At 40.0% G+C, this 20,802-nt stretch carries 16 protein-coding genes; 10 read left to right on the top strand and 6 right to left on the bottom strand.

What is annotated here, in order from left to right; genetic code table 11:
- Positions 1–75: 75 nt before the first annotated feature.
- The 7 genes from PSR9079_RS18880 to PSR9079_RS18850 all read left to right on the top strand — a co-directional run bounded on the left by PSR9079_RS18880 (position 76) and on the right by PSR9079_RS18850 (position 13,139).
- Positions 76–1,116 (top strand): Leu/Phe/Val dehydrogenase, encoded by a 1,041-nt coding sequence (locus PSR9079_RS18880; RefSeq protein WP_149982840.1) that lies wholly within the window; start codon positions 76–78, stop codon positions 1,114–1,116.
- A gap of 93 nt (positions 1,117–1,209) precedes the next feature.
- Entirely contained in the window at positions 1,210–1,845 is a 636-nt protein-coding gene (locus PSR9079_RS18875; protein WP_149982839.1) for a CatA-like O-acetyltransferase, read from the top strand.
- A gap of 175 nt (positions 1,846–2,020) precedes the next feature.
- On the top strand, positions 2,021–4,915 hold the full coding sequence (locus PSR9079_RS18870) for a ligand-binding sensor domain-containing diguanylate cyclase (protein ID WP_149982838.1): 2,895 nt from the start codon (positions 2,021–2,023) through the stop codon (positions 4,913–4,915).
- Between the two features lie 318 nt (positions 4,916–5,233).
- Positions 5,234–7,171 carry a hypothetical protein gene (locus PSR9079_RS18865; protein ID WP_149982837.1) on the top strand — a complete coding sequence of 646 codons (1,938 nt, stop codon included), beginning with the start codon at positions 5,234–5,236 and terminating at the stop codon, positions 7,169–7,171.
- Between the two features lie 480 nt (positions 7,172–7,651).
- Positions 7,652–8,884, top strand: coding sequence for a M23 family metallopeptidase (locus PSR9079_RS18860; protein ID WP_149982836.1), 1,233 nt, complete (start codon positions 7,652–7,654; stop codon positions 8,882–8,884).
- A gap of 141 nt (positions 8,885–9,025) precedes the next feature.
- Positions 9,026–9,850 (top strand): M90 family metallopeptidase, encoded by an 825-nt coding sequence (locus tag PSR9079_RS18855; protein ID WP_149982835.1) that lies wholly within the window; start codon positions 9,026–9,028, stop codon positions 9,848–9,850.
- A gap of 106 nt (positions 9,851–9,956) precedes the next feature.
- A complete protein-coding gene (locus PSR9079_RS18850; RefSeq protein ID WP_149982834.1) occupies positions 9,957–13,139 on the top strand; it encodes an amidohydrolase family protein in 3,183 nt (1,060 codons plus the stop codon).
- Between the two features lie 46 nt (positions 13,140–13,185).
- Here the strand turns inward: PSR9079_RS18850 and PSR9079_RS18845 are convergent, their stop codons facing one another.
- Positions 13,186–13,767, bottom strand: coding sequence for a TetR/AcrR family transcriptional regulator (locus PSR9079_RS18845; RefSeq protein WP_149982833.1), 582 nt, complete (start codon positions 13,765–13,767; stop codon positions 13,186–13,188).
- 99 nt (positions 13,768–13,866) lie between these two features.
- On the opposite strand from PSR9079_RS18845, the gene PSR9079_RS18840 reads away from it, so the two are divergent.
- Positions 13,867–14,340: an HPP family protein gene (locus PSR9079_RS18840; protein WP_149982832.1), complete on the top strand. Its 474-nt coding sequence runs from the start codon at positions 13,867–13,869 to the stop codon at positions 14,338–14,340.
- 33 nt (positions 14,341–14,373) lie between these two features.
- On the opposite strand, the gene PSR9079_RS18835 is transcribed toward PSR9079_RS18840, so the two are convergent.
- A complete protein-coding gene (locus tag PSR9079_RS18835) occupies positions 14,374–14,745 on the bottom strand; it encodes a hypothetical protein (RefSeq protein ID WP_149982831.1) in 372 nt (123 codons plus the stop codon).
- Positions 14,746–14,895: 150 nt separating this feature from the next.
- Between PSR9079_RS18835 and PSR9079_RS18830 the strand changes: the two genes are divergently transcribed.
- Positions 14,896–15,648, top strand: a complete 753-nt coding sequence (locus PSR9079_RS18830; protein ID WP_149982830.1) for a Nif3-like dinuclear metal center hexameric protein — start codon at positions 14,896–14,898, stop codon at positions 15,646–15,648.
- 34 nt (positions 15,649–15,682) lie between these two features.
- Here the strand turns inward: PSR9079_RS18830 and PSR9079_RS18825 are convergent, their stop codons facing one another.
- A complete protein-coding gene (locus PSR9079_RS18825) occupies positions 15,683–16,447 on the bottom strand; it encodes an ElyC/SanA/YdcF family protein (protein WP_149982829.1) in 765 nt (254 codons plus the stop codon).
- A gap of 52 nt (positions 16,448–16,499) precedes the next feature.
- On the bottom strand, positions 16,500–17,387 hold the full coding sequence (locus PSR9079_RS18820) for a LysR family transcriptional regulator (protein WP_145241014.1): 888 nt from the start codon (positions 17,385–17,387) through the stop codon (positions 16,500–16,502).
- Between the two features lie 289 nt (positions 17,388–17,676).
- Here PSR9079_RS18820 and metE point away from each other — a divergent pair, with 289 nt between their 5' ends.
- Complete coding sequence (metE, locus tag PSR9079_RS18815) at positions 17,677–19,950, top strand: 5-methyltetrahydropteroyltriglutamate--homocysteine S-methyltransferase (RefSeq protein WP_149982828.1); 2,274 nt, start codon at positions 17,677–17,679, stop codon at positions 19,948–19,950.
- A gap of 38 nt (positions 19,951–19,988) precedes the next feature.
- Here the strand turns inward: metE and PSR9079_RS18810 are convergent, their stop codons facing one another.
- Together PSR9079_RS18810 and PSR9079_RS18805 are read right to left on the bottom strand one after the other, a co-directional pair.
- Entirely contained in the window at positions 19,989–20,135 is a 147-nt protein-coding gene (locus PSR9079_RS18810) for a DUF2897 family protein (RefSeq protein WP_145241011.1), read from the bottom strand.
- Between the two features lie 54 nt (positions 20,136–20,189).
- On the bottom strand, positions 20,190–20,732 hold the full coding sequence (locus PSR9079_RS18805; protein ID WP_149982827.1) for an acyloxyacyl hydrolase: 543 nt from the start codon (positions 20,730–20,732) through the stop codon (positions 20,190–20,192).
- Positions 20,733–20,802 lie beyond the last annotated feature (70 nt).

Raw genomic sequence — 20,802 nt, 5'->3', positions numbered from 1 at the left:
ATATGAAGTGGTAGAGTCTCGGCAATTTCAGCGTGCATACCCTCTCACGGGTTACAAATTTCGGAGTAAGATAAAGTGGCTGTGTTCAATCGAGTTGATTTTGATAACCACGAACAAGTGGTTTTTTGTTCAGATAAAGAATCAGGCCTTCGTGCAATTATTGCCGTTCATAATACTAATTTAGGTCCTGCTGTTGGTGGTTGCAGAATGTGGGATTACGCAAGTGATGACGACGCTGTTGTCGATGCGCTTCGTTTATCAAAGGGTATGACCTACAAAAATGCGGTAGCACGTTTACCATTTGGTGGTGGTAAATCTGTGATCATTGGTAATGCCAAAGAAATTAAGTCTGAACAGTTATTCCGTGCATTTGGTCGCCAATTAGAGCGCTTAAATGGTAGTTACTATTCTGCTGAAGATGTAAACATCACCTGTGATGATGTGGCTATTATGAATAAAGAAACTAACTATGTATTAGGCCTTGAAGGTAAAAGTGGTAACCCGTCACCATTTACAGCGTATGGCACATTTTTAGGAATTAAAGCGGCGTTACAACATCAACGTGGTCACCAAGACTTGAGTGGCATTAAAGTGGCAGTACAAGGCTTAGGCGCTGTTGCTTATGGCTTATGTAAACATTTGCATGACGCGGGTGCGATCTTGTTTGTAACTGATATCAACCAAGTGGCAATTGATCGAGTCGTGAATGATTTTGCAGCGACTGCTGTAGGCATTGATGAAATATACGACCTTGATGTCGATGTATATGCACCGTGTGCACTTGGTGCAACAGTAAATGATGCGACTATTCCACGCATTAAAGCGACAATTATTGCTGGTTGTGCAAATAACCAATTAGCCGAGTCTCGTCACGGTGAGATCATTCGTGAAAAAGGTATTTTATACGCACCAGATTATGTGATTAACGCAGGTGGTATTATTAATGTTTATTATGAAACAGCGCCAGAAGGTTACAGTGCTGAGGCATCAAATAAACATGTTGAGGGGATTTTCAAAACCTTAACTGAAATTTTTTCGCGAAGTGAGAAAGAGCAAAAATCAACGCATTTGATCGCAGACGAACTCGCACAAGAGATCATCAAAAACGGTTTATAATAAACGCGTTTAGGCGTGCAATTGCACGCCTTTACATTATTCAGTAAATCCCTCACGATACGGTCATCCTGACCTGTATAGTTTTCTAAAGATATGACGCCCATCGATTTAGCCACATGGCCACGCCAACAACATTTCTCACTGTTTAAAGAGTTTACGCAACCTTATTTTAATGTATGTGTAGAATTAGATATGGGGGCGCTGTATCAGTATTGTAAATCACAACAATGCTCTTTTTTTCATGCCTATATCTATGCAACATTGCAGGCAAGCAATGCTTATCAACCAATGTTACTGAGGATCATTGACGGTGTACCTTGGCAACTAGCTGCTCAACGTGCCAGTGTGGTAGAGCTTGCTGATGATGATACCTTTAGGTTTAGCTATTTTTCACAACAAGCTACGTTGAACGACTTTCAAGTGCATGCAAATAAAGTTAGCTTAGCTGCAAAGCAACAGCCATTATTCTCAACTGCTTTTGCGCAAACCGAAGGTCAGACTGATTTGATCCATATTTCGGTTTTACCGTGGTTGAACTTTACAAGCTTCTCTCACGCACATACACAAGGTAATCATTTCGGCATTCCTAAATTAGTGTTTGGACAGTTTGATGCGCAAAAGGGGACATTGCCTATCTCAATAGATGTGCACCATGCATTGATGGATGGTTTACATGTAGCGAAGTTTATTGACCAGCTGCAGCAAAGCATAGACGCTCTGTGTGCTTAGCGTAGTCGTAAACGAATTGTGTTATTTAGTTAATGAAAATAAAACTCAGACTATGTTAGTATAATTCCTATACAAGAAAATATAATGATAATTAACTACTAGTAAATCATTATCTATTTAATTTGCGTTAATGCTAAGTTGTTAGCTCGCCATAATTACGAAGGCGTTTAGTATAATGATTCGTTTAGGTCTTTGCTTTTTCTTTTTTGTTGTTTTTAGCAGCTTTGCTGCTGAGCAAACCCGTTTACCTCTTAATGACTACTTTGCCGAAACTTGGAATACCCGTTCTGGTTTGCCTCACAATAGTATCAATAGTGTGGTGCAAACAAATGATGGCTATATATGGATTGCCACATGGGAAGGATTAGCCCGATTTAATGGCCGTGAGTTTAAACTATTTACACGCACGGAAATAACTGGTTTACCAGATTCTGGTTTACGTAGTTTAGCCCCACAAGCTGATGGCGGTTTATATATCGTGGGTGCCCGAGGTGGGATCAGTCATTTATATCAAGGGCAATGGCACGCTAAGCCTAATGCCACTGTGATGGTAAATCATGTATTAAAAACACCTTCAGATGAAACTTGGTTAGCTCTTGAGGGCCAAGGTGTTGTATATCGAGAGTTTGATAGTGCGCCGGACACGGCGATTTTAGAAAACCTCAGTGCTTATCGCCTAATAGCAGACAAAGCAGGTATGATTTGGGCTGCAACCAGCAAAGGCTTGTATCAAATTAATAATAAAACAGCGCGATTAATTACTCCCGATTCAGGTTTACCACAAAGTCCAATATACACCTTGTATTTGACCCGCCAAGGTGAACTCATTGTAGGCAGTGAACAAGGCGCATGGAAGCAGGTGAACAACCGTTTTGTCAGTATTCATGCTCAGCTTAAAGATGAGGCTATCTCAAGTATTTTACAAGATGATCATGATGATCTTTGGTTTGGTACGATCAATAAAGGGGTGTTTCGATTAAGCCCGTTAGGACTTGAACAACTTGATGCTGACGCTGGTTTACCAGCCAATCGGATTTTATCGCTATTACAAGATCGTGAAAATAGTATTTGGGTTGGCACAAATGGCGGTTTGTACCGATTGCGTGAAGCTGCTTTTTCAACTTGGACCACAAAACGCGGTTTAACAGGGGACTATGTTCGCACCGTGCTGTCCCATTCAGATGGTAGCTTATGGGTAGGCGGCAGCCTAGGTTTAAACCGTATTGAAGATAATAAAGTAAACACATTTCCTGCTGCTTATGGGAATGATCCGTTATCGGTTTTAAGTTTAGCTGAGGATGCGCAAGGACATATTTGGCTAGGGACTTATACCTCAGGTTTGATGCGGATCATCAATGGTAAAGCTTATCCTGTTCTAGATCGTAAAAATGGCTTAGCCAGCAATGAAGTCAGGGCGTTATTATTTGATAGTGCAGGGCGCTTATGGGTAGGAACCGCAGCAGGATTGACACGAATAGATGTGGATGGATCACTGAAGCAGTTTTCAAGTGTAGATGGTTTACCTGGTGATTTTATTATAGCCCTTAGCGAAGACAATTATGGCAATGTATGGATTGGAACCGGCGTTGGGGTCGCATTTTTTAGCCCAAGTTTAGAAAAGTTTACGGCTAAAGTATTTCCAGCCCATTTTGATGCTGCATATGCTTTTGGTTTTTATGCTGAATCTGAATATATCTGGATGGCGACAGACCGTGGTCTTGTCCGGTGTCATATCCCAACCGGAGAGATGAGTATTCTTGGGCGTGAACAAGGCTTGCCAGTTGATAAGTTGTTTCAAGTTGTGGCACAGGGAGATTCGTTTTGGTTATCTAGTAATCGCGGTGTGATCCAAGTTAATCAACAGCAAGTCAAACAGCGACTCGCCCAGTTAGCACAAAATAATGCGTTGCCAATCCAGTATCAGCTATATGATGAAGGAGACGGCATGCTTAGCGCCCAGGCTAATGGCGGGTCTAATCCTGCTGCGGTGTTGCATAAAGATGGCAGTATTTGGATTGCTACAGCGCAAGGGGCAAGTACTATCGTCCCTGAACGATTAAAGCAAGCTACTAAGAAGACATTACCGACAATTATTGAGGCCATGTATGTAGATGGCAAAATGACCCCCTTAGTGCAGCAAGATGAAGAAATCATTTTACCGCTGGGTGTTTCGCGGCTCTCTTTTCATTATGCGGGCTTAAGTTTTATTATGCCCCATCGATTGAATTATCAGACCCAATTGGCTGGCTATAACAATGTGTGGGTTAACCGTAATCAACTCAGTATTACAGAATATACTAACTTACCACCGGGCAAGTACACGTTCAAAGTACGTTCTGGCTACCCTAATGGGCAATGGCAAGATAATGATAAAACCTTAACGTTTGTGATCCAGTCTTATTTCTGGCAAAAAAATACTTTTAAAATCATGGTTTTTATCGGTTTATTAGCATTGGTCTACGGGCTTTATAGATACCGACTTTATCATTATAAAAAAATAGAAATCGAGCTGATCAAGCGGGTTGAGCAACAAACTAATGATCTGCAACAACAAACAGATGCCTTTGCTCATCAAGCAACCCATGATCAACTAACTGATTTGCCAAATCGTCGTGCCTTTGATTGTTGGCTCGCGGATAATTTTGCTGACTTTAAGCAACATGATTCACCTCTCGCTATTGCGATCATGGATATTGATCATTTTAAGCGAATTAATGACGGGTGGTCACATATTGTTGGCGACCGAGTAATTTGCGTAGTTGCTCATATACTAGGAGAGCTCAATGAGAGTGATGATAGTCAAGTTGCTCGCTGGGGAGGTGAAGAATTTACATTACTATTCCCTCATAAAACCGCGCAACAAGCCGCTCAATTATGTGAAGAATTAGGTGTGCAAATTGCAAACTACGATTTTTCAAACATAGCTAGCGGGTTATCGGTAACGGTTAGTTTTGGAGTCGCAGATTCATTGGCAGTTAATGACTATGACAGGTTACTGGCGCAAGCTGACCAAGCGCTTTATCAAGCAAAAAGTAATGGCCGAAATCGAGTCGAAATAAATAAAATATAAAGATTAAAATGTGAAGTGAAAAGGTTATTAAAAAATTCTTTGACTGTTATCCTTCGTAGTTAAATTACTTACTATGAATACTTTAACTTTACTTATTGCTAATGTTATTTTCTATATTAAATGGACAGTCGATTTTGTACATTAATTGCTATAAAAACAAACAATCCAGTTGGTTGTGGGGGATAAATAGACAATTCATCTTATGTTCAGATACTTAAGCCCCTGATTTGGGATTGTATTGTTGCGTTATAAGCAAGTACTTCGGTATACTTCACATGAGCCTAATCTGGGTAAAAATAATAAATACATGGAGTTTAAATGTTAAGAAAATCTGCTATTGCACTTGCTATTTCATCTAGTTTTTTCCTTTCTGGTTGCCTAGAAGTTGAAGATAATAATGACGATATCGTAGCTGCTATTGAAAATAATACTGATGCTCAAGCTGAGCTAAAAAGTGTAACTTTAACTGGATCAGTTAAACACTTATTAACAGGTGAGTCTGTTAATAATGCCCAAGTATCAATTAAAATTGGTAATGACTGGAGCGAGCCTGTCGCTGTTTCAAACGGTTTATTTGAATTAAATGAGCTCCCAAAAAACTCTGACTTTGTTCTGCTTGTCTCCAGTGCTGATGGTTCTTTTCAGGAGCGTGCTTTTTACGGTAAAACGAATTACGGTATAGCTCAATTGGGAAGTTTAGAAGTTTCAAGTGCTGAAACTGTGCAGTTTGAAGTACTGCTTAATGGTGAAAATACACCTGTAGCAGGGCTTGAATTTAGTTACAGTATTTCCACTGCATTTAATATGTACAATGAATTTTCGAATCGTAATGAACATTTTATTCGTTCTACCTATAATGCAGATACTGGTATGTACTCTATTGCTAAAGTAGCCGGTTTTACTGATCTGCTATCAATGGACCTTGATGTTGACAATGATGCTGTTGATGATTTTAGTTATAACAATCAGTCAGACAGTATTAGCCAAATTAATATAAGCGAGTTAACCAACGGAAATACTTTGTATGTTTCTAAAACAGCTGAAAACGCAAAGTTTGAAGTCCGTGTTTCAGTAATTAATGAACTTGGTAATACATTTGATAATTTGAACTTTGTTTCATTAAAAAATCTTACTAAAGGAACGCCAGCAACTTTCGATGCTGATAGTAAAGAGTATATTTTTGAATATAATGGTAGTTCAAAGATGAAGCTACTTTTACCTAGTTTCGTAGATAGTTCAGGTAATCGCTATGATACAGGTGAAGTAAATCTTTATGCTACAAATGGTGGGGTGTCAGTTACTAACTCAAGCTTTAATAATTTAAATCGTTTTTATGAACTAGACGATGGTGTTTTATCACTAGTAATAAAGCCAAGAGTATCGTCGTTTTCCTCTAGGCCGCGAGTTGTTAGTGCCATAGCAGATGAAACATCTCAAAACTTCTATATGTTTATGGAAGCGCCTATTGAGTTAGTTGATAGTGCTGCGTCATTAATTAAGAAACGTCAAATAACGGTTGTTAAAGGTACTGATGATGAAAACGATTTTATTGCACAAGGCGTAACGCAAATTTCGTTTAATGACGTTTCTGTTCCTTTTACCTCATCGCTTAAATATAACGATACATTTGTTACTCTGTCACCAGCCGCTCCTCTTGTCGGCGGTCATTATGAGTATAACATTGAAAAAGTCAGTGTGAAGTCTACAGGTGAAGTCGTGAATATCTCAGCCGCAAGCTCATTTCGTATTGCAGATCAATCTCCTTTTGATATCAATCAATTGCGTTGGGATAATAATAACGGATTAACTGACGGCAAAACTATAGTACTTAAGAATACAGCTAATGAAGATGTTGGTTTTAAGCGTAAATCAAACAATGGTAGTCTTTACTTACCAGCATCAATAGCAACCTTAAGTCATTTTAAAGTTAATTTGCTAGGCTATACAGCCAATGGAAAAGTAAACCCTGCACTAATTGAGAGCACAATTGTATCTGATGGCAACATAAATATTAGCGAGATTAATACAGTTTCAGTTGCTGTTAATGAAACTATTTTAATTGATGACTACTCTGTTGATTTCTACACAAGCCTTCCTGATCGTCAGTGGTATAAGTTATCAAATAATACTTATCAAATAGAAAATCTTGATGACAATCAATTAAGCAGTAAAAATAATGTTACTTTTGGTTATGAGTATGCTGTAAAAGGCAGTTCTGAAATTGTTACAGGCAAAATTACCTTACCTGTGCTTTAAAGGTTAGCTGTTTCTACGGGGGGGAGTTTTGTACTCTCTCCCTTTTTTTATCTTCTGTAAATACTCAATCGTTACTTTTTAACTTTCTAATTGACTAATTTAAAAGGGGGATCTGACTGAGTTAATAATGTTTTCGACAGATATATTTCCTGTTATTAGATATTGACTATTCTGGGGTCAGATAAACTCGTAAGTGTCATTAACAAAGAGTGCTATACGATGGACTTGTGTATTGATAATTAAGATGATCCCAAATTCAATTTTGAGGTTATATATTTAAATCGCCTAGAAGCTTGGTTTGTTGACAATATGAGTGTATGTTTTTTTGGTAGCTAAACACGCTACAGGCTATTACTTTTCGGGTACATAATAAATATCAATACATACATTAAAACATTTTATTAACATTTGATTGGATTTGATGCTATACCTTTTGTTCCCGCTTTGGGATCTTTTTGATGTGAACAGAAGGAACAAAAGATGAAAAGTAAGATGATATATGTAGCTTTAGCAGGTGTTTTAGGTGTGTCGCCAGCGGTGTTTGCACAAGGCCATAAGCATAATGATTTTAACTTTACTGCACAGTCCATTGAGTCACTTAAGTTAACCTCCTTGGTGGCTGTGGACGATACTCAGTTTGTGTTCAATAATGACTTGTTGCGTGAAGATTGGGATAATTTCTTTGCTCTGCATGCGCCTGTACTGGAAGATAAAAAAGAGCGTGTTTTGCACTGGGCAGGTTATACAAGTATCAACCCTAAAGTTATCTTAGCGTTGATTGAGCTGCAAAGTGGCTTACTTTCTGATCCTGACGCAGATATTAATAATGCTTTTGCAGGTTTATCTGACGAACACGGTTTTGATGCCCAGCTAGAAGATGTGGTAATGATGTTAAGTCAACGTTTTTATGCATATAAACAGTGGCAAGATAGCCAAGCCACCCCGGAAACATCAAAGTATGCGGGCGAGGAAATCACCAATAGAGTCAATACCAACAGCAGTACTGCAGCGACAGTAGCATTGGTCAGTGTTCTTAAAAAACAAGTATTAAGCAAAGATAATGTTAATTACGCTAAGAGCGATCTAACCGGCTTTTTAGCGACGTTTGAGCGTCTATTCCCTGATAGTCGCGCTCAGTTACAAAGATCCTCTAAAAGTGAACTACAAAGTAGCAATCAGCAGTTTGCTGCGGCTAGTTTTTCAATGAACTTACCATGGTCATCAGGTTATTATTGGTACAGCGGTGGGGCTCACTCTAATACTGGCTCTGGTTATCCATATTCATCGCTTGATTTTAATGATGGCTCTGGTGGTTGGGGCGCAAATACACCATATGTTCAAGCGGCGCATGGCGGTACTATCACACGTTTTTCGTCATGTAATATCCGCGTAACGCATTCGAGTGGATATTCAACCAACTATTATCATATGTCTAATCTGCAGTATAGTAGCGGTGATTTTGTGCAGCCAGGTGCATGGCTCGGTCGTTATGCGAACAATTATAACCAAGCACTATGTGAAGGGGGACAATCATCAGGTCCTCACGTGCATTTTACTTTGTTGTATAACGGCCAGCAGGTGTCATTACATAATCAATATATTAGTGGTCATCGTATTGATGTCGGCAATAGCAACTACGATGATAATTGTAATCGTTTCTACTTTGAGCGTAATGGTTACCGTACTTGTGCATGGGACCGTTTATATCGTTAATATAATTGATTTTACGTAATAATATAGTTGACCGCCTTTAACATAGTTATGGGCGGTTTTTTAGCTGTTGCTAGGCTAGATGATTGAATTTTATCCTCACAGGACATATTAATAAGCTACACCTGTTGATAGGACCTCGTAATGGTAAATGGATTATTAATATTTGCGCTGATTGCGTTTGTAGTTGTTTATTGGCGTTGGCCGGTTATTCAAAACCGCTTGTGGCAAAAAAAGTATCAAGATTATCGTTTAGATGAAAAGCAAAAAACATTATTGTTACGGTATATGCCTATCTATCAAAAAATGACGGATGCTGATCGGGAAAAATTAGAGCGTCATATTGTCTGGTTTCTAAATGAAAAACGCTTTATTGGTTGTGATGGTTTAATTCTAAACGAGAGTATGAAGTTAATAATTGCTGCGGATGCATGTGTGTTGGTGCTTAATAAACCATGGCCACTTTATCAAAATGTGAAAGAAATTTTGCTGTACCCAAGTGCCTATTACGCGCCGCAGACATCTCGTGATAGTGCCGGATTAGTAAGCTATCATAATACTGTTCGTCAAGGCGAGTCATGGCCTGGAGGGACTTTAGTTCTAAGCTGGCACGATGTGCTTGAAGGGAATCGCTTACCCAGTGACGGACATAATTTAGTGTTTCATGAATTTGCTCACCAACTTGATCAAGAAACAGGTAAAACCACAGGCACGCCTATATTAGCTAAAGAGGCAGATTATAAACAGTGGGGCCGTGTTTTTAGCCGCGCTTATAATCAGTTAAAAACTCATGTTGCGTATAATATGCCGCATGTTATTCATAGTTATGGTGCAACTAATGAAGCCGAATTTTTTGCCGTGATCACCGAAACTTTTCTCGAAAAGCCCAGTGAGCTGCGCCATTATGATCCTGAAATATACAGTTTATTGGTCGGCTATTATCAGTTTGATCCAATAAAATGGCATTAACCGCCAAATAACGACGCTTTATCAGATATCGCTGGTAACTTGCTGCCGTTTTTGTTGCAATCATGTTTATAAGATGAAAACCGCAATAAAAATAAGCGAGAAGGCGATGAAACAAATGCTTCATACAGCAATGGCTGTAGCTGTGTCACTGGCGCTATATGGTCAGGCTCAGGCACAAGATAATGATGACAAAAAATGGCAAGTGGATGCGCCACAAGGGCAATTTGTTGATGCTAATATTAGTGTCTCTCAAGGCACTTGGATGAATATCGATGTCAGTCCTGATGGCAAAACCATTGTGTTTGATTTGCTGGGCGATATTTACACTATGCCGATGGCTGGTGGCACTGCCACCCAACTGACCTCTGATATCGCATGGCAAATGCAACCGCGTTTTAGTCCTGATGGTAAACATATTGCGTTTACCTCTGATCAAGGTGGCGGCGATAATATCTGGTTGATGGATTTAAACGGTGAGAATCAAACCGCGGTAACCGATGAAACGTTTCGCTTATTGAACAGCCCCGCATGGAGTCCCGACGGCGACTATATTGTTGCTCGTAAGCATTTTACAGCGAGCCGTTCATTAGGCGCAGGTGAAGTATGGCTTTATCATAAAGCGGGTGGCAAAGGTGTACAACTCACTAAACGTGAGAATGATCAAAAAGATTTAGGTGAGCCGATGTTTTCACCTGATGGCCGATATGTTTATTTTTCACATGATGCAACGCCAGGTAAAACCTTTCATTATTCAAAAGATTCGGTTGCTGGCATTTATAAAATCAAGCGTTACGATCGCGAAACGGGTGAGATAGAAACGATTATTGATGGTATGGGCGGCGCGATTAGACCAACCCCGTCGCCAGACGGTAAGAAGCTTGCGTATATTAAACGAGATGATTTTCAAACTAGCCTCTACCTATATGACTTAACCAGCGGTAAGCATACTAAGCTATATGACAAGCTTGAACGTGATATGCAAGAGACTTGGGCTATTCATGGCGTGTATCCAACGATTGCCTGGACACCAGATAATAACCAACTGGTATTTTGGGCTGGTGGTACTATTCATAAACTTGATGTGCAAGATGGCGATGTAGAAACCGTACCATTTATAGTTAAAACCAGTAAAAAAATTCAACAAGCAGTGCGTTTTACACAAAACATTGATAGCGATGAGTTTGCTGTAAAAATGTTGCGTAATGTACAGATTTCACCGGATGGTGAAACAGCAATTTTTGAAGCGCTAGGACATATTTATAAACGCGATTTAGAGTCAGGAAAAATAAAGCGTTTAACAAAACAAGATGATCACTTTGAGTTGTTCCCACAGTTTTCCCGTGATGGTAAGAAAATAGTTTATGTAACCTGGGATGATAACGAGCAGGGCGCTGTACGAGTTGTCTCTCCGCGCAGTGGTCGCGGTGACGATATTACCACAGAGCCAGGTAAATATGTTGAGCCAACATTTAGTCCTGATGGCAAAACGGTAGTGTACCGTAAAGCCTCAGGAGGCAGCATTTTAAACCCTGATTGGTCACTGCATCCGGGTATTTATGCAGTGAGTAGCAAAGGCGGGAAAGCTGAGTTAATTTCTAAAAGTGGTTATCAGCCGCAGTTTGCATCAGCTAATGATCGAGTTTTTGTGATGAGCCCATGGCCTAAGCCAACGCTAAGTGTGGTTGAACTTGATTCGAAAAAAATCACTAAGCTTTATGAGTCAGAGCATGCGACTGAGTTTAGAGTATCGCCTGATGGCAAGTACCTCGCTTTTGCTGAACGTTTTAAAGTGTTTGTTACGCCATTAGTGCAAAGTGGTAAAACCATTAATATTGGTCCTAAAGACAGCCAATTTCCAATTGAGCAGTTATCTGTTCGTGCCGGTGAGAATATCAGCTGGAGCGCCAGCAGCGATAAACTGTATTGGACGCTAGGCCCAGAGCTTTATCATGCAAGTTTGGCAGGTTTATTTGATATCAATAAAGCGGGTGACGCTGACTTTAAAGTAAAAAGTGGCGATAACATTGGCTTTAGTAGCAAAATGGCTGAACCAAAAGGCATGATAGCTTTAACGGGCGCACGTATTATTACCATGAAAGGTGAGCAAGTCATTGAAAATGGTATACTATTAACCGATGGTAAACATATTAAAGCCGTTGGCACAGCTGCTGATATTAACATTCCAAAAGGCGCACAGGTAATTGATGTATCTGGCAAAACAATTATGCCAGGAATTGTTGATGCGCATGCGCATGGTTCACAAGGCAGCGATGAGATCATTCCTGAGCAAAATTGGAAAAACTTAGCGGGCCTATCGTTAGGCGTCACGACAATTCACGATCCATCAAACGATACAACAGAGATTTTTACAGCCAGCGAAATGCAAAAAGCGGGGACTATTGTAGGCCCACGTATTTTCTCAACCGGTACTATTTTATATGGTGCCAATATGCCAGGTTATACATCACACATTGATTCGTTAGATGATGCTAAATTTCACTTAGAGCGATTAAAGAAAGTTGGCGCGTTTAGTGTTAAATCATACAACCAACCACGACGTGAACAACGCCAACAAGTAATTGAAGCTGGTCGAGAGCTTGAAATGATGGTGGTGCCAGAAGGTGGTTCATTATTACAGCATAATTTAACGATGGTGGTTGATGGTCACACGGGTATTGAGCACTCAATTCCCGTGGCGAATATTTATGATGATATCAAGCAGCTTTGGTCACAAAGTGATGTAGGCTACACGCCAACACTTGGTGTGGCATATGGCGGCATCTGGGGAGAAAACTATTGGTATGATAAGACTGATGTGTGGAATCACCCGCGCTTAAGTAAATTTGTGCCGAAAAACCAATTATTACCACGTTCAATGCGCCGTGTTAAAGCCCCCGATCACCACTATAATCACTTTAACAATGCACGGGTAGCAAAAGAGCTACAAGATTTAGGTGTTTTAGTGAATCTAGGTGCACATGGTCAGCGCGAAGGCCTTGCAGCGCACTGGGAGATTTGGATGTTTGCTCAAGGTGGTATGAGTCCACTGGAAGCTATTCGTGCGGCAACGCTTGATCCGGCCAAGTACATCGGCCTTGATCAGAATATTGGTTCATTGGAAGTCGGTAAACTGGCTGACTTAATGGTGATCGATGGTAATCCACTGACTAATATTCGTGATACAGATAAAGTTGATTATACGATGATCAACGGTCGGTTATTTGATGCCGCGACTATGAATGAAGTTGGCAAAAAAGCACGCGACAAATTGTACTTTGAAGATAAGTAATTATTAGTGTTATACCCAATCAAAAGCGGCTGAACAGCCGCTTTTTTTATATGCTACTTGCTATAAGTTGGCGTAATAATACTGGGTCTTGCAATAGTGTATTACTGGAGTGCGTCACTCTAGCCTGACAGATCATACCTTCTTTTAAGGTCATTAATAATTGTGCTAACTGTATGGTTTTTTCTAACTGACCTTTAAGTTGTTCTGTGTGTGAGAGTTTATCGAACAATAATTGTAAAACTGATTCTTTGTGTGCTTTGCAAAGCATCGCGATAGGGTGCTCGCTGTGTGGAAACTCCGCTGCGGTATTAATAAAAAAACAGCCATTAAAAGGTCCAAGCTCAGAGACTTTATTATCTATCCAAGCGGAGAGTGCGCTAAAAAGTGCATAAGCCACTTCGAAGGGGGTATTGCAGTTTTCTAATTGTTCATACAACCACTGATTAAAGCGCTGATCTCTGAGCTCTAAACACGCACAGATCAACTCATCTTTACTGACGAAATGATTATAAAGCGTTTTTTTTGCAACACCTGCTTCTTTAAGTATTTCATTAATGCCTACCGCATGGATCCCTCTTAGATAGAACGCACTGAGTGCGGTATTAATTATCTGGGTACGTTTATCCATGGTTGCTCCTAGTCAAAAAGTAAGCTTGACATAAGTAGACCGACTTGTCTATCATCTAAATGTAGACAAGTCGGTCTACCCCTGAAGGAAGTAATATTAATGAATGTTGTATTTTACAAAGCCGTTATCGCGGGTATCTTTTCTGCACTGACACTTTCGGTATTAGCATATTTAGAAAGTTTAGGGAATTATGGTGTATGGCTTATGGCACCATTTGGCGCAACTGCGGTGCTGGTGTTTGGTGTACCAAACAGCCCTTTAGCAAAAGCAAAAAATGTTATTGTAGGGCATTTCATCACTGCCGTGATAGGTTTGGCTTTTATTAGTTTTATAGGCGTGGATCCGATCAGTATTGCTATTGCGACTGGATTAGCTGTGACCGTAATGATGTTGACTAACACCATACATCCTGCAGCAGGGGCCAACCCTATTTTGATTATGGTCAGTGGTCAAAGTTGGGACTTTTTGATTATGCCAGTTCTTGTTGGTACCGTGTTTATTGTTATCTGTGGGTATATATCAGGGTGGTTGAATACAAAACTCAACGTTGTTGGCCATAAAAAAACCGCTTAAAAGCGGTTTTTTTATGCTACGAGTCTAAAGTTATTACACAACACCGCGAGGTAAGCGGCAATCGTGATCTTTTTTAGCTAGGTACACAATCCAAAACTCTTCGGCAGTGTAACCTTCTCCATTAGCTGTTGTTATAGTAAATGGTGCTTTTTTAACAGCTGCTTTAGCTGGCACTGCTGATTTAGTTTTAGTTTTCTTAGCAGGTGCTGTTGCTGCAGGTTGTGCAGACGTATCGCCTGAAGTTAGCTGCTCTGTTAATTCAGCAACTTCTGCAAGGCGCAAGTTTTTGCCGCCGTCGATGCTGTACCAACCAGGTTTGCTGGTAATTTCAGGTTTCTTACCATTGGCTGCTTGGTATGCTGCTTCAAAGGCATTTAATACTTCTGTTTTGTCTAGTTTGCTCATCAGAGGCCCTATACGTTGTAAACACAGATTGAGAATATTTATTTATACCTATTTTTGACTTACTTTTCAATTTTTTGCGATTTTCCTTCCATTTTAGCCCTATAAACGCCAAAATTTGCACAAAATTTAACGCTAATCTGGAATAAAATAATGCAGCGCAGAGAATTTAACCAATTACTAAATACCATTTTAAGACCTGATTCTATTCAAGACTTTTGCCCAAATGGACTACAAGTCGAAGGACGTGAACAGATTAAAAAAATTGTTACAGGTGTCACTGCCAGTCAAGCATTAATCGATGCTGCAATTGCGCATGGCGCAGACACAATATTAGTTCATCATGGTTATTTCTGGAAAGGTGAAGCGCAACCCATTACCGGTATGAAAAAGCGTCGCATAGCTGCGTTACTTAATCATGATATCAATTTATTTGCCTATCATTTACCTCTTGATGTGCATCCAGCAATCGGTAATAACGCGCAATTAGCACAGCTGCTTGATTTAGAAATACTCGATGGTTTGGAGCCTGTAGCAAATAGTGTCGCAGTCAAAGGGCGTTTAAAAATCCCAATGAGTGGTGAGCAATTTGCACAAAAAATATCAACAGTGCTCGCTCGTGAACCTTTAGTTAGCCTAGTACGTGATGAGCTAATTGAGACCATCGCTTGGTGTACTGGAGGTGGTCAAGGTTATATTGATTTGGCTGCTAGCCAGGGGATTGATGCCTATTTAACAGGCGAGGCTTCAGAGCAGACCATTCACAGTTCTCGTGAGCAAAAGATCGATTTTTTTGCCGCAGGCCATCACGCCACCGAACGCTATGGCATAAAAGCGCTCGGTGAGTTATTGGCTGAGCAACATGGCTTTGATGTAACCTTTATTGATATAGACAACCCAGTTTGAGTTGCCAGCTACTTCACTTTAAGTGAGTGAGATGTTAAAGCGCTTCTGGATCAATCCAGCGGCGCACACTTATCCACGTACTACCGATTACTTCATGCCAATAACTTGTGACTGCCTTTAATACTTCAACACTCGGAATATATTGTTTGTGATGAGGCCACGCTGAGAAATCGTAAAAATCAGTGGCGGCGGGAATAACATCAACGCCTTGGCTATTAAATAGATCTTTTGCTCGTGCCATGTGACTTGCCGAAGTTACCAGTGCAACTTTAAAATCAACTAGAGCAGGTGCTAAAAGCCGTGCTTCATCGGCGGTATCCATAGCCGTAGGATTTTGTTTAATACGCTGCGCATCAATACCTAAACTTATCGCGGTTTGTTGCATCAAACTACTGTTGGTCACTTTATTGTAACCGCCACCTGAAACAATAAGTTGAGCTTGTGGGTACACATATGCTAAGCGCATACCTTCGATTAGGCGGCTTTTAGCACAATTACCAAGTTGGCTATTGGCGTTAAGTTTTGGGTTAGGATTTATATCACAACCAAGTACCACTATTTTATCGAGTATCGGCTGTTTACTTGTATCAAAAATATACTTTAACTGTGAATTTGGAGCAATTATTTTTTGACCAATAAAAGGGGTACTGATCAGCAATAAACTGGTGATTGCGATTAAACCAATAAATACGCTTACTTTCTTGGTACGCAGTGCGATTAATAAGCAAACAAAGCACAGTAGAGCAAACAGAGGCAATGGCATCAGCATTGCACCGAGGATTTTTTTCAGTTCAAACATCACAGTAGCACACATAAAGGGGTTTTCTGTATGCTACTGGGTTAAACCTATTTTATCGACCGTTATTTAACTTACAGGTATTTAAAAAGTGGCGATACACTGGGTTATCTTTCATATTCTTTTTCATGGCTAAATACATTGGACGGGTTAATCCCAGCGCGCCTAATGGAATCGACTTAATGAGTCCTTGGCTTTCATATGGTGTTACTAACCAATCCGGTAATGCTGCAACCCCCATTCCGGCACTGACAAGCTGAAAAATGAGCAAGCCCTGATCTACGGTTTTCAAGGTGCCATCAAAACGTGCATTTTGAATAAAATGTTTGAAGATATCCTGACGCTCTCGTGGAATAGGGTACGAAATAATCGTCTCGTTTTTCAAATCAAGTGCCGTTACATAGGCTTTTTTCGCTAGTTCATGATCAGGAGCAACAATTAATTTAAGTTTAAAATCAAATAAATGTGCGTATTCAAGTTTATCTGGTTCACGAATGTCTGAAGTGAGTACTAAATCTAATTCATCACTGAGCAGATCAGGAATAGCGTCATAACTAAAGCCGCGCTCATAATCAACTTTGATATCAGGCCAAAAGTTATTGAATTCTTTAATTGTTGGTAATAACCAATGAAAACAAGCATGGCATTCAACACTAAGTCGTAATTGTGAAATTGGTTGATTAAGACTTTCTTTTAAACGGCATTTGGTTGCTTCAACACGCGGGAGTACTTCGCTGGCAAGTTCAAGTAATAGCATACCTTGTGGGGTAAAGCGCACCGGTTGAGTTTTACGTTCAAATAGTTGGCAATCAAGTTTGTTTTCTAAATCTTTGATTTGATGAGACAAAGCGGATTGAGTCAAAAATAATTCGCGCGCAGTATTTACCAAGGAACCGGTTTCTTTCAAGGTTGCGATGGTCTTTAAGTGTTTTACATCAATCATCTTTAATAATTCTCATGGTAAAGGTGAGTTTAACTCAGATTACAGCCATAATACGCCTTAAATTAAGATGCATCAACGTCTAGATGGCTATAAGTCCCATTTTTTTACGTGAAATTTACAAATATACTATAGCATCATATTTGACAGCGTTGTCATTGTATTTTTTGAGTTTGCAAAAAAATATTTCCATGAATTTACCTCAAGTTGAAACTGAGGAAGCATCAATTGTTTGATGTCAGGTATAGGTTTATGGTTTTAGCTATCTAAACAGCTGGAAGGGAATTTCAACATGGCACAATTACATAACTTAGGTTTTCCTCGCATAGGTAGAAAGCGTGAACTAAAATTTGCAGTAGAATCATACTGGGCTGGTAAAATCAGCCAAGCGCAGTTGCTTGAACAAGGTAAGACGATCCGCGCAGAAAATTGGGCTCTTCAAGCAGATGCTGGGATTGATTTATTACCGGTAGGTGACTTTGCTTGGTATGACCATGTGTTATCTACCTCTTTATTGATTGGCGCAGTGCCCAAGCGTCATCAAAAAGCGGATGGTAGCATTGATCTTGATACATTATTTCGTATTGGGCGTGGTCGCGCACCAAGCGGTTGTTCATGTGCAGCAAGCGAAATGACAAAGTGGTTTAATACTAATTATCATTACATAGTTCCAGAGCTAACTCATGATCAGCAGTTTCAACTAACCTGGACTGAGTTATTCGAGCAAGTTACTCAAGCACAAGCATTGGGGCACAATGCAAAAGTAGTATTGGTCGGCCCAGTCACTTATCTTTACTTAGCAAAATGTGCAGGTGAGGAGTTTGATAAACTTAGCTTACTTGAAAAACTATTAGCTGTTTATCAACACGTGTTCGCTAAATTAGCGCAGCAAGGGATTGAATGGGTACAGGTTGATGAGCCTATATTAGGTTTAGAGCTGACAGAAGATTATCAAGAGGCATTAAAAACAAGCTTTCGTGCACTTGCAGGTCAAGGCGTGAAGTTGTTACTTGCTAGTTATTTTGACTCAGTCACTGCCTACTTTGATGATATTGCAGGTTACCCCGTTGATGGCGTACATTTTGATTGTGTTGCAACAAATGTTGATGTTGCAAAACTAGATATATTATTAAGTACAGATCAAGTTTTATCATTAGGCGTAGTAAATGGCCGTAATATTTGGCGTACTGATTTAGAGGTTGTATTTAATAGCATAAAAGACATTGCGCTAAAGCGCGGTGATAATCTATGGCTTGCTCCATCTTGTTCTTTACTGCATACACCGGTTGATTTAGAGCAAGAAGAAAAGCTCGATGATGAGCTTTGTTCATGGCTTGCATTTGCAAAACAAAAAGGCCAAGAGTTGTCATTATTAAAAGCCGCGCTTGAAAGCAATGATAGCAGTGAGCTCGTTGCTTATTCAGCACCTATTAAAGCACGCTTAACCTCTACTCGTGTAAATAATACAGCTGTACAACAGCGTGTAACTGCACTCACCGCAAAAGACGGTAAGCGTAATCATGCATTTGCTCAACGTATTGAAAAACAACATGCAGCACTTAATTTACCGCTACTGCCGACCACCACGATAGGATCATTTCCACAAACTCAAGTAATTCGTCAAGCACGCCGTGATTATAAAGCCGGTGAATTATCTGCGGATGATTATCAAAGGCAAATGAAAGCAGAAATTCGCTACGCTGTTGAAGAGCAAGAGGCGCTTGATTTAGATGTGTTAGTGCACGGCGAAGCGGAGCGTAATGACATGGTTGAATACTTTGCTGAACTATTAGAAGGCTTTGCTTTTACCCAGTTTGGTTGGGTGCAAAGCTACGGCTCGCGATGCGTGAAACCACCTGTAATTTGGGGGGATATATCACGTGAAAAAGCGATGACGGTTCAGTGGACAAAATACGCACAGTCGCTGACGAGTAAGAAAATGAAAGGCATGCTAACAGGTCCTGTAACTATTCTGTTTTGGTCATTCATTCGTGATGATTTAGACAAACCCACCATCGCTAATCAAATTGCACTTGCGTTACGTGATGAAGTGGTCGATTTACAAAATGCCGGTATTGATATTATTCAAATTGATGAACCTGCATTTCGTGAAGGTATGCCGCTTAAATGTAGCCAATGGCAAGCATATTTAGAATGGGCAGCGTATGCATTTAGGGTCTCAGCAAGCGGTGTGAAAGATGAAACACAAATTCATACTCACATGTGTTACGCCGAATTTAACGGTATTATTGCCGCGATTGCAGATATGGATGCCGATGTGATCACCATTGAAACCTCACGTTCTAACATGGAACTACTAGAAGCATTTGAGAATTTTGATTATCCAAATGATATTGGTCCAGGTGTATATGATATTCACACTCCGAATGTACCGGATATTGCATGGATGAAAACGTTGATCCATAAAGCCGCACGAAAAATACCGGTTGCGCGTTTATGGGTAAACCCGGACTGTGGTTTGAAAACCCGTGGTTGGCAAGAAACGCGACAAGCTCTTGATAATATGGTTAAAGCAACCAAAGAGCTGCGTGAGGAGCTGCAGTAAGAACATCCCCTACGATGTAAAGCCCTAACAAAACTTAGTTAGGGCTTTTTTTGTTGCTCTGATTTGAGTTCATCTTCATCGGTTGGTTTTTTAAAATCCATTTTTGCTGAGTGTTTGATCAGCAAAATATTACCGATAATGATTGCCAACACTAAGATGATGATGAGTATATGCCAAATTTGCATGGTGATCTCTAATGAGTCATTTATAAGTACTTAGTGTAGCAAAGATTTCTAGGGTTAAAAACGTCTAGAAAACGACAGCGAAATAAAATCAAGACCTGGGTTTGGTCTTTTAAACCCTGCATTTGAATAGTGTAAATAACGCACCGCAGCTTTGGTTTTTCCAAAATCAGCAACAAAGCCTAGTCGGTCTTCAAACTGGTAGTGGGTACTCACATTTTTGCCGGCGAAGTGAGTGTCATTGACTAATGAAACCCCTATGCCGGCTTCGAAATACAAAGGAATACCGCGCACTGAGCTGACCAGATGTTGAAATACCGGGGATATTGCAAGGACAACATTTGTCTGATGGCTATTATCTGCGCCGTATTCCCAAATATTAATACTTGATTCTAAGTAAATATGGGTATTTTCAATTAATGATTGTAGTGCCGGAGCATGGTATTGGTATGCCAGTTTTAAACCTTTAACATCACCTTCCCCCTGAATGTAATCAATGGCATAGCCATGAGGGGAAAGTGTATAGGGCGCGCCATAAGATAGTCTGCTGAACATGGAAATAGATAATAAAATCAATACAGTTAATGTTTTAAATAACATGGAGAAGCTCTTTAGATGAAAACGTTATTTACAAAATAAGGGCGTGGGGGAGGCTAATTCAAGTGGCATA

The organism is Pseudoalteromonas rhizosphaerae (assembly GCF_902498845.1).
Classification (GTDB): domain Bacteria; phylum Pseudomonadota; class Gammaproteobacteria; order Enterobacterales; family Alteromonadaceae; genus Pseudoalteromonas; species Pseudoalteromonas rhizosphaerae.
This window is presented reverse-complemented; position numbering and strand designations above follow the sequence as displayed.

What these genes read in the sequence shown, in the direction of transcription:
- PSR9079_RS18860 (WP_149982836.1), top strand. Translation starts at nt 7,652, where the DNA reads ATGAAAAGTAAGATGATATATGTAGCTTTAGCAGGTGTTTTAGGTGTG.
- PSR9079_RS18805 (WP_149982827.1), bottom strand. Translation starts at nt 20,732, where the DNA reads ATGTTATTTAAAACATTAACTGTATTGATTTTATTATCTATTTCCATG.
- PSR9079_RS18820 (WP_145241014.1), bottom strand. Translation starts at nt 17,387, where the DNA reads ATGATTGATGTAAAACACTTAAAGACCATCGCAACCTTGAAAGAAACC.
- PSR9079_RS18850 (WP_149982834.1), top strand. Translation starts at nt 9,957, where the DNA reads ATGAAACAAATGCTTCATACAGCAATGGCTGTAGCTGTGTCACTGGCG.
- PSR9079_RS18865 (WP_149982837.1), top strand. Translation starts at nt 5,234, where the DNA reads ATGTTAAGAAAATCTGCTATTGCACTTGCTATTTCATCTAGTTTTTTC.
- PSR9079_RS18840 (WP_149982832.1), top strand. Translation starts at nt 13,867, where the DNA reads ATGAATGTTGTATTTTACAAAGCCGTTATCGCGGGTATCTTTTCTGCA.
- PSR9079_RS18830 (WP_149982830.1), top strand. Translation starts at nt 14,896, where the DNA reads ATGCAGCGCAGAGAATTTAACCAATTACTAAATACCATTTTAAGACCT.
- PSR9079_RS18835 (WP_149982831.1), bottom strand. Translation starts at nt 14,745, where the DNA reads ATGAGCAAACTAGACAAAACAGAAGTATTAAATGCCTTTGAAGCAGCA.
- PSR9079_RS18845 (WP_149982833.1), bottom strand. Translation starts at nt 13,767, where the DNA reads ATGGATAAACGTACCCAGATAATTAATACCGCACTCAGTGCGTTCTAT.
- PSR9079_RS18855 (WP_149982835.1), top strand. Translation starts at nt 9,026, where the DNA reads ATGGTAAATGGATTATTAATATTTGCGCTGATTGCGTTTGTAGTTGTT.
- PSR9079_RS18870 (WP_149982838.1), top strand. Translation starts at nt 2,021, where the DNA reads ATGATTCGTTTAGGTCTTTGCTTTTTCTTTTTTGTTGTTTTTAGCAGC.
- PSR9079_RS18810 (WP_145241011.1), bottom strand. Translation starts at nt 20,135, where the DNA reads ATGCAAATTTGGCATATACTCATCATCATCTTAGTGTTGGCAATCATT.
- PSR9079_RS18825 (WP_149982829.1), bottom strand. Translation starts at nt 16,447, where the DNA reads ATGTTTGAACTGAAAAAAATCCTCGGTGCAATGCTGATGCCATTGCCT.
- metE (WP_149982828.1), top strand. Translation starts at nt 17,677, where the DNA reads ATGGCACAATTACATAACTTAGGTTTTCCTCGCATAGGTAGAAAGCGT.
- PSR9079_RS18875 (WP_149982839.1), top strand. Translation starts at nt 1,210, where the DNA reads ATGACGCCCATCGATTTAGCCACATGGCCACGCCAACAACATTTCTCA.